Origin of the sequence: Pedococcus sp. KACC 23699 (assembly GCF_045348425.1) — a bacterium.
Lineage (GTDB): Bacteria > Actinomycetota > Actinomycetes > Actinomycetales > Dermatophilaceae > Pedococcus.
On sequence record NZ_CP157483.1, the window covers coordinates 756,845 to 771,588 of the forward strand.

The 14,744-nt window shown below is 71.3% G+C and carries 13 protein-coding genes; 8 read left to right on the top strand and 5 right to left on the bottom strand.

Going from position 1 to position 14,744, the window contains the following annotated elements; translation table 11 throughout:
- Nucleotides 1-14 precede the first annotated feature (14 nt).
- On the bottom strand, nt 15-794 hold the full coding sequence (locus tag ABEG17_RS03470) for a biotin--[acetyl-CoA-carboxylase] ligase (RefSeq protein WP_406831890.1): 780 nt from the start codon (nt 792-794) through the stop codon (nt 15-17).
- Nucleotides 795-818: 24 nt separating this feature from the next.
- Between ABEG17_RS03470 and ABEG17_RS03475 the strand changes: the two genes are divergently transcribed.
- Complete coding sequence (locus tag ABEG17_RS03475; protein ID WP_406831891.1) at nt 819-2,471, top strand: acyl-CoA carboxylase subunit beta; 1,653 nt, start codon at nt 819-821, stop codon at nt 2,469-2,471.
- The gene (locus tag ABEG17_RS03480) at nt 2,471-2,713 is read left to right on the top strand and encodes an acyl-CoA carboxylase subunit epsilon (RefSeq protein WP_406831892.1); all 243 of its coding nucleotides are present in this window, start codon (nt 2,471-2,473) and stop codon (nt 2,711-2,713) included. The genes ABEG17_RS03475 and ABEG17_RS03480 overlap by 1 nt, the downstream gene beginning before the upstream one ends.
- Nucleotides 2,714-2,857: 144 nt before the next feature.
- On the opposite strand, the gene ABEG17_RS03485 is transcribed toward ABEG17_RS03480, so the two are convergent.
- Entirely contained in the window at nt 2,858-3,523 is a 666-nt protein-coding gene (locus ABEG17_RS03485; RefSeq protein ID WP_406831893.1) for an MOSC domain-containing protein, read from the bottom strand.
- Between the two features lie 73 nt (nt 3,524-3,596).
- On the opposite strand from ABEG17_RS03485, the gene ABEG17_RS03490 reads away from it, so the two are divergent.
- The 3 genes from ABEG17_RS03490 (at nt 3,597) to ABEG17_RS03500 (ending at nt 8,016) form a co-directional block, all read left to right on the top strand.
- Nucleotides 3,597-5,294, top strand: coding sequence for a DUF885 domain-containing protein (locus tag ABEG17_RS03490; RefSeq protein ID WP_406831894.1), 1,698 nt, complete (start codon nt 3,597-3,599; stop codon nt 5,292-5,294).
- Nucleotides 5,295-5,432: 138 nt separating this feature from the next.
- Nucleotides 5,433-7,334 (top strand): Na+/H+ antiporter, encoded by a 1,902-nt coding sequence (locus tag ABEG17_RS03495; protein WP_406831895.1) that lies wholly within the window; start codon nt 5,433-5,435, stop codon nt 7,332-7,334.
- Nucleotides 7,335-7,353: 19 nt separating this feature from the next.
- On the top strand, nt 7,354-8,016 hold the full coding sequence (locus tag ABEG17_RS03500; RefSeq protein WP_406831896.1) for a Maf family protein: 663 nt from the start codon (nt 7,354-7,356) through the stop codon (nt 8,014-8,016).
- Between the two features lie 106 nt (nt 8,017-8,122).
- Here the strand turns inward: ABEG17_RS03500 and ABEG17_RS03505 are convergent, their stop codons facing one another.
- A complete protein-coding gene (locus ABEG17_RS03505; protein WP_406831897.1) occupies nt 8,123-9,721 on the bottom strand; it encodes an acyl-CoA carboxylase subunit beta in 1,599 nt (532 codons plus the stop codon).
- Between the two features lie 56 nt (nt 9,722-9,777).
- Nucleotides 9,778-10,959 (bottom strand): acyl-CoA dehydrogenase family protein, encoded by a 1,182-nt coding sequence (locus ABEG17_RS03510; RefSeq protein ID WP_406831898.1) that lies wholly within the window; start codon nt 10,957-10,959, stop codon nt 9,778-9,780.
- Nucleotides 10,960-11,063: 104 nt separating this feature from the next.
- Between ABEG17_RS03510 and ABEG17_RS03515 the strand changes: the two genes are divergently transcribed.
- From ABEG17_RS03515 to ABEG17_RS03525, 3 genes are all read left to right on the top strand, one after another.
- Nucleotides 11,064-11,486: a MerR family DNA-binding transcriptional regulator gene (locus ABEG17_RS03515; protein WP_406831899.1), complete on the top strand. Its 423-nt coding sequence runs from the start codon at nt 11,064-11,066 to the stop codon at nt 11,484-11,486.
- A gap of 331 nt (nt 11,487-11,817) precedes the next feature.
- Nucleotides 11,818-12,579, top strand: a complete 762-nt coding sequence (locus ABEG17_RS03520; RefSeq protein ID WP_406831900.1) for a hypothetical protein — start codon at nt 11,818-11,820, stop codon at nt 12,577-12,579.
- Nucleotides 12,580-12,703: 124 nt separating this feature from the next.
- Nucleotides 12,704-13,714 (top strand): NAD-dependent epimerase/dehydratase family protein, encoded by a 1,011-nt coding sequence (locus ABEG17_RS03525; protein ID WP_406831901.1) that lies wholly within the window; start codon nt 12,704-12,706, stop codon nt 13,712-13,714.
- Between the two features lie 36 nt (nt 13,715-13,750).
- Here the strand turns inward: ABEG17_RS03525 and ABEG17_RS03530 are convergent, their stop codons facing one another.
- Complete coding sequence (locus tag ABEG17_RS03530; protein WP_406831902.1) at nt 13,751-14,701, bottom strand: PfkB family carbohydrate kinase; 951 nt, start codon at nt 14,699-14,701, stop codon at nt 13,751-13,753.
- Nucleotides 14,702-14,744: the final 43 nt, after the last annotated feature.

Consider the following 14,744-nt stretch of genomic DNA (forward strand, 5'->3'; position numbering starts at 1 on the left):
CACCGACCGGCGGGTCACCTCGCCGGTCGCACGTGCACCACGTCGCCGGCGGCGACCGAGTACTCGGTGCCGTCCGCGGCCACGACCAGGCGCCCCTCCTCGTCCACCCCCGTCGCCCGGGCGCGGCGCACCTCGCCACCGGCGACGTGCAGCTCCACCTCGCGCCCGATGGTCAGGCAGGCAGACCGGTATGCCGCGTGGAGAGCGGCCCGTGACGCCGGACCACCGCAGAGCTCACCGTGCCAGTGCGCCAGGCGGCCGAGCAGGGCCACGACGAGGTCCTCCCGGCTCACGTCGGGGGCACCAGCGAGCCGCAGGGAGGTGGCGGTGTCGACGGGCAGCTCGTCGCGCTCCTGGTCGACGTTGACCCCGAGCCCGACGACGATCCCACCGGGCTGGAGCTCGCAGAGGATGCCGCACACCTTGCGCTCACCGTCGGCGGGGACGAGCACGTCGTTCGGCCACTTGAGCCCGGCCTCGACACCGGCGACGTCGCGCAGGGCGTCGCGCACCGCGAGGCCGGCGGCCAGCGGCATCCAGCCGCGTCCCACGTCCGGCGCCGGCAGGAGCACCGAGAGGGTCACCGAGGTGTGCGGCGGCGTCTCCCAGCTGCGGCCGAGCCGACCCCGCCCCGCCTTCTGGTGGTCGGTGACGACGACGTGGAAGGGCCTGGCGAGACGGGCTGCCTCGGCGTTGGTGGAGCCGAGCTCACGGTGGACGTCGACGTCCAGCCACGGTGAGCCGGAGGTGACCAACGCCTCGTGCAATGCCTCACGCTGAAGAGGTTCGCGCATGGGGGCAAGGCTAGGCTCCCCGCCATGGCCCAGACCACCACCGACGCCGTAGCCACCGGCGGAACCGATGTCCCCAGCTCCGACTCCGGCATCAACCTGCACTCCACCGAGGGCAAGCTCGCCGACCTCAAGCGCCGCGTGGCCGAGGTGGCCCATGCCGGCTCCGAGCGGGCCGTCGAGAAGCAGCACGCCCGTGGGAAGAAGACCGCCCGCGAACGCCTCGAGATGCTGCTCGACGAGGGGTCGTTCGTCGAGATGGACAAGTACGCGCGGCACCGCAGCACCGCGTTCGGCCAGGAGCAGAACCGCCCGTACGGCGACGGGGTCGTCACCGGCTACGGCACCGTCGACGGCCGCACCGTGGCGGTGTTCGCCCAGGACTTCACCGTCTTCGGCGGGTCGCTCGGCGAGGTGTTCGGCGAGAAGATCTGCAAGGTCATGGACTTCGCCATGAAGGTCGGCTGCCCCGTCGTCGGGCTCAACGACTCCGGCGGGGCCCGCATCCAGGAGGGTGTGGTCTCCCTCGGCCTCTACGGAGAGATCTTCCGCCGCAACGTCCACGCCAGCGGTGTCATCCCCCAGATCTCGCTCGTCATGGGCCCGTGCGCGGGTGGCGCGGTCTACTCCCCTGCGGTCACCGACTTCACGGTGATGGTCGACCAGACGTCGCACATGTTCATCACCGGGCCCGACGTCATCAAGACCGTCACCGGCGAGGTCGTCTCGTTCGAGGACCTCGGCGGTGCCCGCGCCCACAACACCAAGTCCGGTGTCGCGCACTACATGGGTGACGACGAGGCCGACGCGATCGAGTACGTCAAGGCGCTGCTGTCCTACCTCCCGAGCAACAACCTGGAGGAGCCGCCGTCGTTCGCCGACGAGGGCGAGCTGCCGTCGCTCGAGGTCACCGACGACGACCGCGTCCTCGACACGCTCATCCCCGACAGCCCCAACCAGCCCTACGACATGCACACCGTCATCCGCAGCGTGGTGGACGACGCTGAGTTCCTCGAGGTGCACCCGCTGTTCGCGCCCAACATCATCTGCGGGTTCGGGCGCGTCGAGGGCCGCTCGGTCGGCGTCGTGGCCAACCAGCCGATGCAGTTCGCCGGGACGCTCGACATCGACGCCTCCGAGAAGGCCGCGCGGTTCGTGCGGACCTGCGACGCGTTCAACGTGCCGGTGCTGACCTTCGTCGACGTCCCCGGCTTCCTCCCGGGCACCGACCAGGAGTGGGACGGCATCATCCGCCGCGGTGCCAAGCTCATCTACGCCTACGCCGAGGCGACCGTGCCCCTGGTCACCGTCATCACCCGCAAGGCCTATGGCGGCGCCTACGACGTCATGGGGTCCAAGCACCTCGGCGCCGACATCAACCTCGCCTGGCCCACCGCCCAGATCGCCGTGATGGGCGCGCAGGGAGCCGTCAACATCCTCTACCGCAAGCAGCTCGCCGCCGCCGAGGCGGACGGCGAGAACGTCGAGGAGGCCCGCCAGCGGTTCATCACCGAGTACGAGGACACCCTGGCCAACCCCTACATCGCGGCCGAGCGCGGCTACATCGACACCGTCATCACCCCGAGCAACACCCGCATGAACGTCACCCGGGCGCTGCGGGCGCTGCGCTCCAAGCGCGAGACCCTGCCGCCCAAGAAGCACGGGAACATTCCTCTCTGATGGCCCGCGACGTGACGAACGACGAGAACGAGACCGCCCCCGAGGAGCCCCGGCTGCGGCTCGTCCGGGGCGACGCCAGCCCCGAGGAGATCGCGGCGCTGTTCGCGGTGCTGTCGGCCGCGTCGGGTGGCAACGAGGCTCCGGCACCCCGACCCACCTCGGCGTGGGCGTCCCGCGAGCGCCTCGTCCGACGACCCCTCACCCCGGGTCCGGGCGCTTGGCGCGCCTCCGCCTGGCGCTGAGCGCACCCGGACGTATGCCGCGCGGCCGGCTCCGCGGCATACCTCACCTCCCCGGGGCCCTCCGCAAAACGGCGGTTGCTCGACGAAACGGGCCCCATTTCTCCCGTGTCGTCGAGCAACCGCCGTTTCGTCGGGGAGGGGCGCTCAGCGGGAGCGGCGCTCGACCATCTCGCGCAGCTCGTCGGCGTCCGGGCCGGTGAGGGCGCCGGCGTCGAGCACCCGGCGGGCCGCCGCGAGGTCGCCCATGAAGGCACGGAACGCGACCGGCACGGTGATCTCGTGGTCCGGTCGTGACACCACCTCGATGGCGTCGCCGGTACGGACCTCGCCGCCGGTGACGATGGAGAGGTAGGCGCCGGTCCTGCCGACCTCGGTGAACCGCTTGATCCAGCCGCGCTCGCCCATCCGGCTCTGGAACGTCGCGCACGGCACCCGTGGTCCGCACACCTCGAGGACGACCTCGTCGCCCACGGCCCAGCGCTCGCCGAGCAGGGCCCCGTCGACGTCGAGCCCCGACGTCGTGAGGTTCTCGCCGAAGAGGCCGTCGGCGAGCTCGCGGCCGAGCCGGTCCTGCCAGGCGTCGAGCTCCTCGCGGGCGAAGGCGTAGACGGCCTGCTGGTCGCCTCCGTGGTGCGCGACGTCCGCGATGAAGTCACCGACGACGCCGCTGCCGAGGCCACCGTGCTTGGGTCCGGGAGCCCGCAAGGTCGCCGAGTCGACCGGCTTCTTGCCGATCCCGGTGACCCCGACCTTCTTGGCCGGGTTGGGCTCGGAGGCGCCGATGTTGAGCGAGAGCAGGCGAGCAGTCATGGGCTCAGCCTAGGCAGGACGACAACTCGATATCGCGGTGCCGACGTCAGGCCTCTGGGGTACGTTCGCGGCTGTGAGCACCCACACCTCCACGACCCGTCCCGCCACCGCCGTCGACGCCATCGCGGAGGACTACCTCGCGCGCAGCGTCGCCCTGAGCCCGATCAGCGCGACCTACTTCGGCATCGCCGGTCACGAGGAGGAGCTGGACGACTTCTCCCCGGCCGGCCACGCGGCCGCCTCCGAGCTGCGCCGCGACATCCTGTCCCGGCTGGAGGGCGTGTCGGCGGTCGACGACATCGACCGCGTGACGATCGCGGCGTTGCGCGAGCGCATCGGCCTCGCCGAGGAGACGTATGCCGCGGGGCTGGACGAGATGGCCCTCAACGTCATCGCCTCCCCGCTGCAGGAGATCCGGGGCTGCTTCGACCTGATGTCCACCGACACCGACGAGGACTGGGGGGTGTTCGCCCGGCGCCTGGAGAAGGTGCCGACCGCCCTCGAGCAGTGGAAGGAGAGCCTCACCGCGGCGGCGGAGAAGGGCAACATCGCCCCGCGCCGCCAGGTCAAGGCCTGCATCGCCCAGTGCCAGGACCTGACCGCCGACGACGGCTACTTCGCCGGCCTGCTCGACGGGACGACGGCCGACACCGCCCACGTCACGGACGGGACGCGCACCGAGCTCGAGGCCGGTGTGGGTGGCGCGCGCGCCGCCTACGCCGAGCTCGGCACCTGGCTCGCCGCCGAGCTGCTCGACCGTGCCCCCGAGGCCGATGCCTGCGGGCGTGAGGCCTACGCCCTGCTCTCGCGGGCCTTCATCGGCGCCGAGGTCGACCTCGAGGAGACCTATCGCTGGGGCCAGGAGGAGGTCCGGCGGATCACCGCCGAGATGGCCGCCGTCGCCGACCAGATCGAGCCCGGCGCGACCGTGGCCGGAGCCATCGCCGCACTCGACGCCGACCCGGCCTACCAGCTGCACGGCACCGACGAGCTCAAGGCCTGGATGCAGAAGAAAGCCGACGCCGCGATCAGCGAGCTGGCCGACACGCACTTCGACATCCCCGACCCGGTGCGCACGATCGAGTGCCTCATCGCGCCGACCCAGACCGGCGGGATCTACTACACCGGCCCGAGCGAGGACTTCACCCGTCCCGGACGCATGTGGTGGTCGGTGCCCAAGGGCGTCACGGCGTTCGGCACCTGGAAGGAGCTCACGACCGTCTACCACGAGGGCGTCCCGGGCCACCACCTCCAGGTCGCCCAGACGGTGTTCCGCTCCGAGCTGCTCAACCGCTGGCGCCGCATCGGCGTCTGGACCTCCGGCCACGGCGAGGGCTGGGCGCTCTACGCCGAGCTGCTCATGGCCGAGCTCGGGCACATGGACGACCCGGGCAACCGGCTCGGCCTGCTCGACAGCCAGTCGCTGCGCGCGGCCCGGGTGGTCATCGACATCGGCGTGCACTGCGGGTTCGAGGCCCCCGAGGAGGTCGGCGGCGGCGCGTGGGACTACGACAAGGCCTGGCAGTACCTCACGGCCCACGCCAACCAGGGCGAGGCCTGGCTGCGCTTCGAGCTCGACCGCTACCTCGGCTGGCCGGGTCAGGCACCGTCCTACAAGATCGGCGAGCGGCTCTGGCTGCAGCTGCGTGAGCAGGTTCGCGAGCGCGAGGGTGACGCGTTCAGCCTCAAGGACTTCCACCGTCGCGCGCTCGACATCGGCAGCGTCGGTCTCGACACCCTGCGTCAGGCGGTCCTGGGCGAGCTCGACTGAGCCTCCACCCGGCGGTCCCGCTCGCCACACGGGACCGCCGGGGACCGCCCGGCACCGCCGGTCGTCCCGCCGGGCCGCGCTTGACCGCTGGGGTGGTCGGCGGACGCAGTCCGACCCCGCAGGTGCGAAGATGCCCCAGTGGAACTCGCCCTGACCCTCGTCGTCATCGTGGCGGCGGTCATCGTCATCGCAGGGCTCTCGGGACGCATCGGCGTCCCTGCTCCGTTGGCCCTGATCGTCGTGGGGATCGGCGCCTCGTACATCACCTTCATCACCGAACCCGTCCTCACCCCCGACGTGGTGCTCTACGGCCTGCTCCCGCCCCTGCTGTATGCCGCGGCGGTGCGCACCTCGCTCGTGGACTTCCGCGCCAACACCACCTCGATCCTCGCGCTGTCCGTGGGTCTCGTCCTGTTCACGGCGGCGGGCGTCGGCCTCGTGACCTGGTGGCTCATCCCGGTGCCGTTCGCCGTCGCCTTCGCGCTCGGGGCGGTCGTGGCACCACCGGACGCCGTCGCCGCGACCGCCGTCGCCCGTCGCATCGGGCTCCCCCGTCGGGTCGTGACCATCCTCGAGGGCGAGTCGCTGGTCAACGACGCCACCGCACTGGTGTCGTTGCGGACCGCGATCGCCGCCTTCGCCGTCGCCGGCACCGGGGCCGGCGCCCATGCCGCGGAGCAGGTGACCCTCGGGTCGGTCGCGCTCGACTTCGGCTGGGCCGTCGTCGGCGGCATCGGGTTCGGCGTGCTCGTCGCCCTCGTCGTGGGGTTGATCCGCCGCAACTTCACCGATCCGGCCATCGACACCTCCTTGTCGTTCATCGTCCCGTTCGTGGCGTTCCTGCCCGCCGAGCACTACGGATCCTCCGGGGTGCTGGCCGTGGTCGTCGCCGGTCTCCTTCTGGGTCACAAGTCGCCCGTGGTCCAGACGGCGGCGTCCCGGCTCAGCGAGCGGATCAACTGGGCTTCGGTGCAGTTCCTGCTCGAGAACGCCGTGTTCCTCATGATCGGCCTGCAGATGCGGCGGATCGTCGGGGACGTCGCCAACTCCGGCCTCGGCTGGGACAGGGTCGTGGTCCTCACGCTCGCGGTGCTCGTCGCCGTGGTGGTGCTGCGGCCCCTCTACGTCTTCCCGACCCGCCTGCTGTTCAGCCGGTTCGACAAGGGCGTCAGTCCGACGTCACGGCCTTACGCGCACAGCGCCATCATCTCGTGGGCCGGCATGCGCGGCGTCGTCACGCTCGCCGCAGCATTCACGCTCCCCCAGGAGACGCCATACCGAGGGGTCCTGGTCTGGATCGCCATGGTGGTGACCGTGGGCACCCTGCTCGTGCAGGGCACCACCCTGCCGCTGCTCGCCCGGTGGCTGCGCGTGCGCGGGCCCGACCCGCGTGAGGACGCCCTGCAGGAGGCGACGATCCTGCAGGCCTCGGTCTCGGCTGGCCTGAAGGCGCTGGAGGAGTGCGACGAGTCCGACCCCGAGGTCGTCGAGACCCTGCGCTCGCGCGCCGAGAACCGCACCAACATCGTCTGGGAGCGCCTGGGCCAGGGCCGCGAGGGAGCCGAGACCCCTAGCGAGACCTACCGGCGGATGCGCATGACGATGCTGGAGGCCGAACGCCGCGAGCTGCTGCGGATCCGGGACGGGGGCCTGGCCGACCAGGAGGTCCTGGCCCACGTCATGGACCAGCTCGACATCGAGGAGTCGATGCTGGACCGCATCGAGGACCGCACCTCCGCGCTGCGGGACGAGCCGATGCTGCCCGTCGAGCGGGCCGAGGACGAGTGCCAGCACCTCGCGGACCACCACGACCGTTTCGTGGCGCCGACGAGCCCCCACGGCTGCGAGGAGTGCCTGCGCGACGGCACGACCTGGGTCCACCTGCGCTTGTGCCTGGACTGCGGTCACGTCGGGTGCTGCGACTCCTCCACGGAGAAGCACGCGGACGCGCACTTCCACGAGACGGGTCACCCGGTGATGCGCAGCTTCGAGCCGGGCGAGTCCTGGCGCTGGTGCTTCGTCGACAACCAGCTCGGCTGACCCCGGATACAGTCCGGGCATGACCAACCCGACCGTCACGCTCGTCCTCGCCTCCGCCTCCCCTGCCCGCAAGAGGCTCCTGCTGGCTGCCGGCGTGGAGCCCAGCATCGTCGTCAGCACGGTCGACGAGGACGCCGTGACCGCGTCGGCCCGCGAGACCTACGGCGAGCTCGCCCCGGAGAACCTCGCCCTGGTGCTGGCCCGTGCCAAGGCCGAGGACGTGGCTGCCCAGCTCGGCCACGCCCTCGTCCTCGGCTGCGACTCGGTCCTGGAGCTCGACGGCGAGATCCACGGCAAGCCGGTCGATGCAGCCGAGGCGATCGAGCGCTGGTCGCGGATGAGCGGTCGCTCCGGCGTGCTCCACACGGGCCACTGGCTCATCGACACCCGCGACAGCGACGCCGGTGGCACCGGCGCGACCCTCGGTGCCACCGCGTCGACGACGGTCCACTTCGCGCGGCTCGGGCCCGAGGAGATCGAGGCGTACGTCGCCACCGGCGAGCCGCTGCGCGTGGCCGGCGCGTTCACCATCGACGGCCTCGGCTCCCCCTACGTCGCCGGCATCGAGGGCGACCCGAGCAACGTCGTGGGCCTCAGCCTGCCCCTGCTGCGCGAGCTGCTTGACGACCTGGGGATCGCCTGGCGCACCCTGCGCAGCGCCAGCTCGGCCCGCGGCAACTGAGCTCACCCGCCCGACCGCAAAACGCCGGTTGCGCGGCAACCTCGGGACGACAACCCGCGGTATGCCGCGCAACCGGCGTTTTTGGGCGCGCCGGGACCGGGTCGTGTCAGACCGGGGGGACGTCGCGGCGCTTCGTGGCGAAGTGGCGCTCGCGGTGGGCTGCATACCTCAACCGCAGCAGCAGCTCGGCACGCAACGCGTCCGCCTCGATGACCTGGTCGAGCACGAGGTCGGCGGCGAGGCGCTCGAGGTCGACGTCCTCCTCGTACTCGCGCCGCATCTCCTGGACGAAGGCCTCACGCTCCTCGGGGTCCTCGATCGCGGCGATCTTGTTGGCGTACACCGCATTCACCGCAGCCTCGGGTCCCATGACGGCGATACGCGCGGTCGGCAGCGCGATGGTCGCGTCGGGGGCGAACCCGGGGCCACCCATCGCGTAGAGGCCGGCGCCGTACGCCTTGCGGACCACGATGCAGAACTGCGGCACGGTCGCCGACGACACGGCGTGGACCATCTTCGCGCCGTGGCGGATGATCCCCCCGCGCTCGACCTCGGAGCCGATCATGAAGCCGGGGACGTCCGCGAGGTAGAGCAACGGGATCGAGAACGCGTCGCACAGCCAGATGAACCGGGCGGCCTTGTCGGCGCTGTCGGTGAACAGCACCCCGCCCTTGACCATCGAGTTGTTGGCGACGATGCCCACGGTCTCGCCGTCCATCCGCCCGAACCCGATGACGAGCTCGGGGGCGAACAGCGGCTTGATCTCGAAGAACGACTCGTCGTCGAGCAGTCCGTCGATCACCTCGTGGATGTCGAACGGCTGGCTCTCGCGCTCGGGCACCGTGTGGCGCGTGAGCGGCTTCGAGGGCTCCTCAGGGGCGTAGCTCGGCTTGTCGGCTCGCCAGCTCGACGGCACGTAGGAGAAGTAGAGCTTGGCCAGCTCGATCGCCTCGGTGTCGTCGGCGACGAGCAGGTCGCCGACGCCGGAGACGGTGCAGTGCATCCGCGCACCACCCATGTCCTCGAGCGAGACCTTCTCCCCCACCACCATCTCCGCCATGCGCGGGCTGCCGAGGTACATCGACGCGTTGCCCTCGACCATGATGATGAGGTCGGTGAACGACGGGATGTAGGCGCCACCAGCGGCGCTCGGGCCGAACAGGCAGCAGATCTGCGGGACCTTGCCGGACAGCGCGACCTGGTTGTGGAAGATCTTCCCCGCGCCGCGACGGCCCGGGAACATCTCGACCTGGTCGGTGATCCGCGCACCGGCCGAGTCGACGAACCAGAAGACCGGCAGCTCCTCGCGCAGCGCCATCTCGGTGGCGCGGACGATCTTCTCGACGGTGCGCGCGCCCCACGAGCCGGCCTTGACGGTCGGGTCGTTGGCGATGACGACCGCCGGTCGCCCGTCGACCATCCCGCGTCCGGTCACGACGCCGTCAGCCGGCAGACCGGTGGCCATGGCGTTCGCGAACCGGCCGTCCTCGACGAAGCTGCCCTCGTCGAACAGCAGCGCGATCCGCTCGCGGACGTAGAGCTTGCCCTGCGCGTCGAGCTTGGCCTGCGCCTTCTCGGGCGCCGAGCCCGAGGCCTCGTATGCCGCCGCGAGCCGCCGGCGCACGTCCCCCACCTTGGGGTCGGCGCCGGAGTCCCCGGCCACGGCGAAAGCAGGACTGGCGTCGTCGACTCGGCTCACCGGCATACCCTCTCGCACTGCGTCCGGACCGTCCGCACCCGCACGCCGGCTGGTGGTGGCGCTCACGCGGTCGGGAGGCCGAGGTGGCGGGCGATGACCATGCGCTGCACCTCGGAGGTGCCCTCGCCGATCTCGAGGATCTTGGCGTCGCGGTAGAAGCGGGCCACGGGGTACTCCTCCATGAAGCCGTTGCCACCGAAGACCTGCGTGGCGATGCGCGTCGCGGTCACGGCAGCCTCGGTCGAGTAGAGCTTGCAGATCGCGGCGGCCTGCTTGACCTCCTTGACCGAACGCCGCCCGCGCTCGAGCTCGTCCTTGAGCCAGGCGGCCTTGTAGGTGAGCTGGCGCGAGGCCTCGACCATCACCGCGAGGTCGGCGATCTGGAACGAGATGCCCTGGTTGACCCCGATCGGCTTGCCGAACGCCTTGCGGGTCTTGGCGTAGGCGGTCGTCTCCTCGAGCATCCGCTGGCTCATGCCGATGGCGAGCGCCGAGATGGCGATGCGGCCGTCGTCGAGGGTCTTGAGGAACTGCTTGAAGCCCTCGCCCTCGTTGCCGAGCAGGTTGCCAACGGGCACGCGGCAGTCCTCGAAGGTCAGGCCGTGGGTGTCGGAAGCGTGCCAGCCGAGCTTGTCGTAGGCCGGCTCGACGGTGAATCCCGGTGTGCCGGAAGGGATCATGATCGCACTGAGGATCGCCGACCCGTCGTCGTTGGTGCCGGTGCGCGCAGTGACCGTCACGACCGAGGTGATGTCGGTGCCGGAGTTGGTGATGAACGCCTTGGAGCCGTTGACGACCCACTCGTCGCCGTCGCGGACGGCCTTGGTGCGGGTGGCGCCGGCGTCCGATCCCGCGTCGGGCTCGGTGAGGCCGAAGCCGGCGAGCGCACGGCCGGCGACGAGGTCGGGCAGGAAGCGCTCCTTCTGCTCCCGCGTGCCGTAGGTGAGGATCGGGTTGATGCCGAGGCCGACACCGGCCGAGAGCGTGATGCCGATCGACTGGTCGACCCGGCCGAGCTCCTCGATGGCCACGCAGAGGCTGGTGAAGTCGCCGTCGTCGCCCATGCCACCGAACTCCTCCGGCACGACGAGCCCGAAGAGCCCGAGCTCGCCCATCTTCGGGACGAGGTCGGACGGGAAGTGGTGGTCCTTGTCCCACTTCGCGATGTGCGGTTCGACCTCGTCTTGAGCGAACTCCCGGACGACCTTGCGGAAGTCCTCGTGCTCCTTGGACAGCTCGAACATGCGCGCTCCTCGTGGGATCGGGGGTGGTGCAGGGTGCCGACGCGGGGTGGGCGACGGTCGCCAGTTCTTGACGTTGACGTAAACGTAAAGCAATACTCACGGGTATGCCAGCCCCCACCACCGCGTCCGCCTCAGGAACCGTCCCAGACGCGGACCAGTCGTGGTCCATCCGCGAGATCGCCGACGAGTTCGGCGTCACGCACCGCACCGTGCGCCACTACGAGGACATGGGGCTGATCTCCCCCGAACGCCGCGGCACCACCCGCGTCTACCGTCGCCGCGACCGCACCCGCCTGGCCCTGATCCTGCGCGGCAAGCGGCTGGGGTTCCCGCTGGAGCAGATCCGCACGATCATCGACCTCTACGACCGGCCGCGGGGCAAGGCCAGCCAGCTCGAGTACGTGCTCGCCCAGATCGACGAACGCCGCGCCGACCTCGAGCAGCGCCGCCGCGACCTCGAGGACGCCCTGGCCGAGCTCGGCGAGTTCGAACGCCGCTGCCGCGCCGACCTCGACCACCTCGCCTGACCCCTCCCCTCCCCCGCCCCGTCCGCCCGCGCCCCGCGAAGGGTGGAGGGCTGCCCCATCCGCGAGGCTTGAGTGGGCCTTTTGCCACCCTTCGCGCCGCCGCAGCCTGTCCCCAGTACCTCGCCGGCGTCCGCGTCGCCCACAGGACCGCACTGGAACCGTGCCCGCCTCGGCAGCAGGCGCGATCCTCTGCCGCATGCCACGACGACCCAGCCCGCTCCCGGAGCCGCTCGGACTCGGACCCTTCTCGTATGCCGTGGGGCTGGCTGTCGGCGTCACGCCCAAGCGCCTGCGGGCCGCTGATCTTCGGCGGCCGACGCATGGTGTGAGGGTGCCTGCCAACCACGATCGCGGCTTCCGCGCACACGTCCGCGCGTTCGCACTCGCCCTGCCGGACGACGTCGCGTTCTCCCACGTCACCGCGGCCCGCCTCCACGGACTACCGACACCTCGAGCCTGGAACCACGGCGAACCACTCGAGGTCATGAGACTGTCAGACCGGCCGAGGATCGAACGGGACGGTGTCCAGAGCCACCGCGGCCTGGAGCGCCGGTGGCTCGCCGAGGTCGACGGGCTCACCGTGACCGCGAGCATCGAGACCTGGGCGGATCTGTCCACCTCGCTCAGAGTGGACGACCTCGTCGCCGTTGGCGACGCCCTCGTGCAGCCGCCCCACGGCATACCTCTCAAGGACCTCCGCCGGACGGCATCCGACCGGGTCGGTCGAGGTGCCGTTGCGCTGCGCGAGGCTGCGGCGCTGGTGCGCGTGGGGTCGGCGTCCGCCTGGGAGAGCAAGGCTCGCGTGAGGTTCGCACAGTGGGGCCTGCCGGAGCCGGAGCTCAACGTCGACCTCCACGACGACTGGGGGCGTTGGCTCGCGCGGCCCGACTTCGTCTGGCGCGACAGGCGGGTGGTCGGCGAGTACGACGGCGATCAGCACCGGACGGACCGCCGGTCGTGGCAGTACGAGCGCGAGCGGCGAGCGGGCCTGGAGGACGACGGCTGGACCTACGTGGAGATGACCTCGTTGAGCCTGACCGCCGCACGAGAGAGCCAAACCCTGCGCGCCCGGCTCACGCGACTGCTGCTCTAGCGCTCCCGAAGGGTGGCAGAGCACCCCATCCCCGCGTCCCGAGCGGGCCGTTTCCCATCCTTCGGCTTGCCTCCCGTCGCGGCTGGGCGTCGACCTGCGCCGGAGGCGGACCTAGGCTCGGCCCATGGCGACGACGACCTCCTCCCCCACGGTCCTGTTCATCGGCGGCACGGGGGTCATCAGCACCGCCTGCGCGCGGGCGGCGGTGACCGACGGGTTCACCGTCACCCTGCTCAACCGCGGGGCGAGCAGCACCCACGCGCCGGCACCCGGCGCCGAGGTCCTCACTGCTGACATCCGTGACCGCGAGGCCACGGCAACAGCACTGCAGGGCCGCAGCTTCGACGTGGTCGTCGACTTCCTGACCTTCACGACCGACCAGCTCACGGCCAACCTCGACCTGCTCGAGGGCCGCTTCGGGCAGTACGTCTTCATCAGCTCCGCCTCGGCATACCAGACGCCTCCCACCCACGGCCCGGTCACCGAGTCCACTCCCCTGCGCAACCCGTTCTGGCAGTACTCCCGCGACAAGATCGCCTGCGAGGACCTGCTCGTCTCCCGCTACCGGGACGCGGGGCTGCCCGTCACGATCGTGCGACCGTCGCACACGTACGACCACACCCTCCTCCCGTTCAGCGGCGGCTGGACCGTGGTGCAGCGGATGCTCGACGGCCGTGAGGTCGTCGTTCCCGGCGACGGGACGTCGTGGTGGACCCTGACGCACCACGAGGACTTCGCCCGCGCGTTCGTGCGACTGCTCGACCGTCCGCAGGCCATCGGCGAGGCCTTCCACATCACCTCGGACGAGGCGCTGACCTGGGACCAGATCCACCAGGAGGTCGCCGCCGCGGCCGGGGTCGAGGCGCGGATCGTGCACATCGCCTCGGATGCCATCGCCGCGAACGACGCCGAGCTCGGAGCGTCGCTAGTCGGCGACAAGTCCAACTCGATGGTGTTCGACAACACCAAGATCCGCACGATCGCCGCCGGGTGGAACGCCCAGGTCCCCTTCCGGCGCGGAGCCGCCGAGATGGTCGCCTGGCACCTCGCCGACCCGAGCCGCCAGCGCAGCGACCGCGAGCTCGATGCCTTGTACGACCGGCTCCTGGACGCCTACCGCCCGCGCGCCCTGTAGGTCCGGCGCGCGCCCTCCAGCGCCGGCAGGAGCTCTCTAGCCCCGGCGCGCGGCCAGGAACGCGTCGATCTCCTCGGACGAGGGGGCGGTCGCCGGTCCCCGCCGGGTCACCTTGATCGCACCGGCCGCGTTGGCCCGCTGCGCTGCGTCGAGCCAGCCCGTGCCTCGCGCCCTCTCGGCGAGGAGCACCCCGGTATGGGTGTCGCCGGCGCCGTTGGTGTCGACCGCCTCCTGCGGGTGACCGGCCACGTATGTCGTGCGTCCGGCCTCGTGGACGTGGCACCCCTTCGCCCCGTCCCGGACGATCGCCACGGCGCCTTCGGGGAGCCGCGCGGCCACGGCCGCAGCCGAGTCGTCCTCGACCTGCACCCCCGTCAGGGCCATGGCCTCGTCGGCGTTGCTCGTCCACACCGTCGTCCGGGCCAGCACGGCCTCGCGGAGGGAGGCCTCCAGCCCGCCGAACGCGTCACCCGGGTCGAGCACGACGACGACGCCGTCAGCCAACCCGCAGACCCACTGCACCAACGGATCTCGCGTCCGACCCACGAGTGAGAACCCACTCACGCAGACCAGGTCACCCGCCGCCGGAGCGGAGGTCTCCAGGCTCTCGACCGTGATGTGGCGCTCCGCCCCCTGGGTGGTCACGAAGGTCCGCTCGGCGGACGGCTCCACCATCACGACACAGATGCCGGTGTCGACGTCGGGTACGACCGGGCTGCTGATCGACACCCCGTCGACGGCGAGCGCGGCGCGGACGAGGTCACCGTTCGGGCCCGTGCCGACCGCGCCGGCATGGACGCACGCGGCGCCCGACCGGGCAGCCGCGACCAGGATGTTGACCGCGCCACCGGCATACCGGCTGTAGGAGGTGGCGACGGCGTTGCCGCCTCGCTCGGGCAGGGCGGCGACCTCGACCACCTCGTCGACGAGCGCCTGGGCGCTGTGGATGACCCGCGGACCGCGCGGCTCGCCGGGGCGGGTGGCCATGCCGACGGAGTATGCCGCGTGCGCCCGGCCCGCGCGTGCCCGA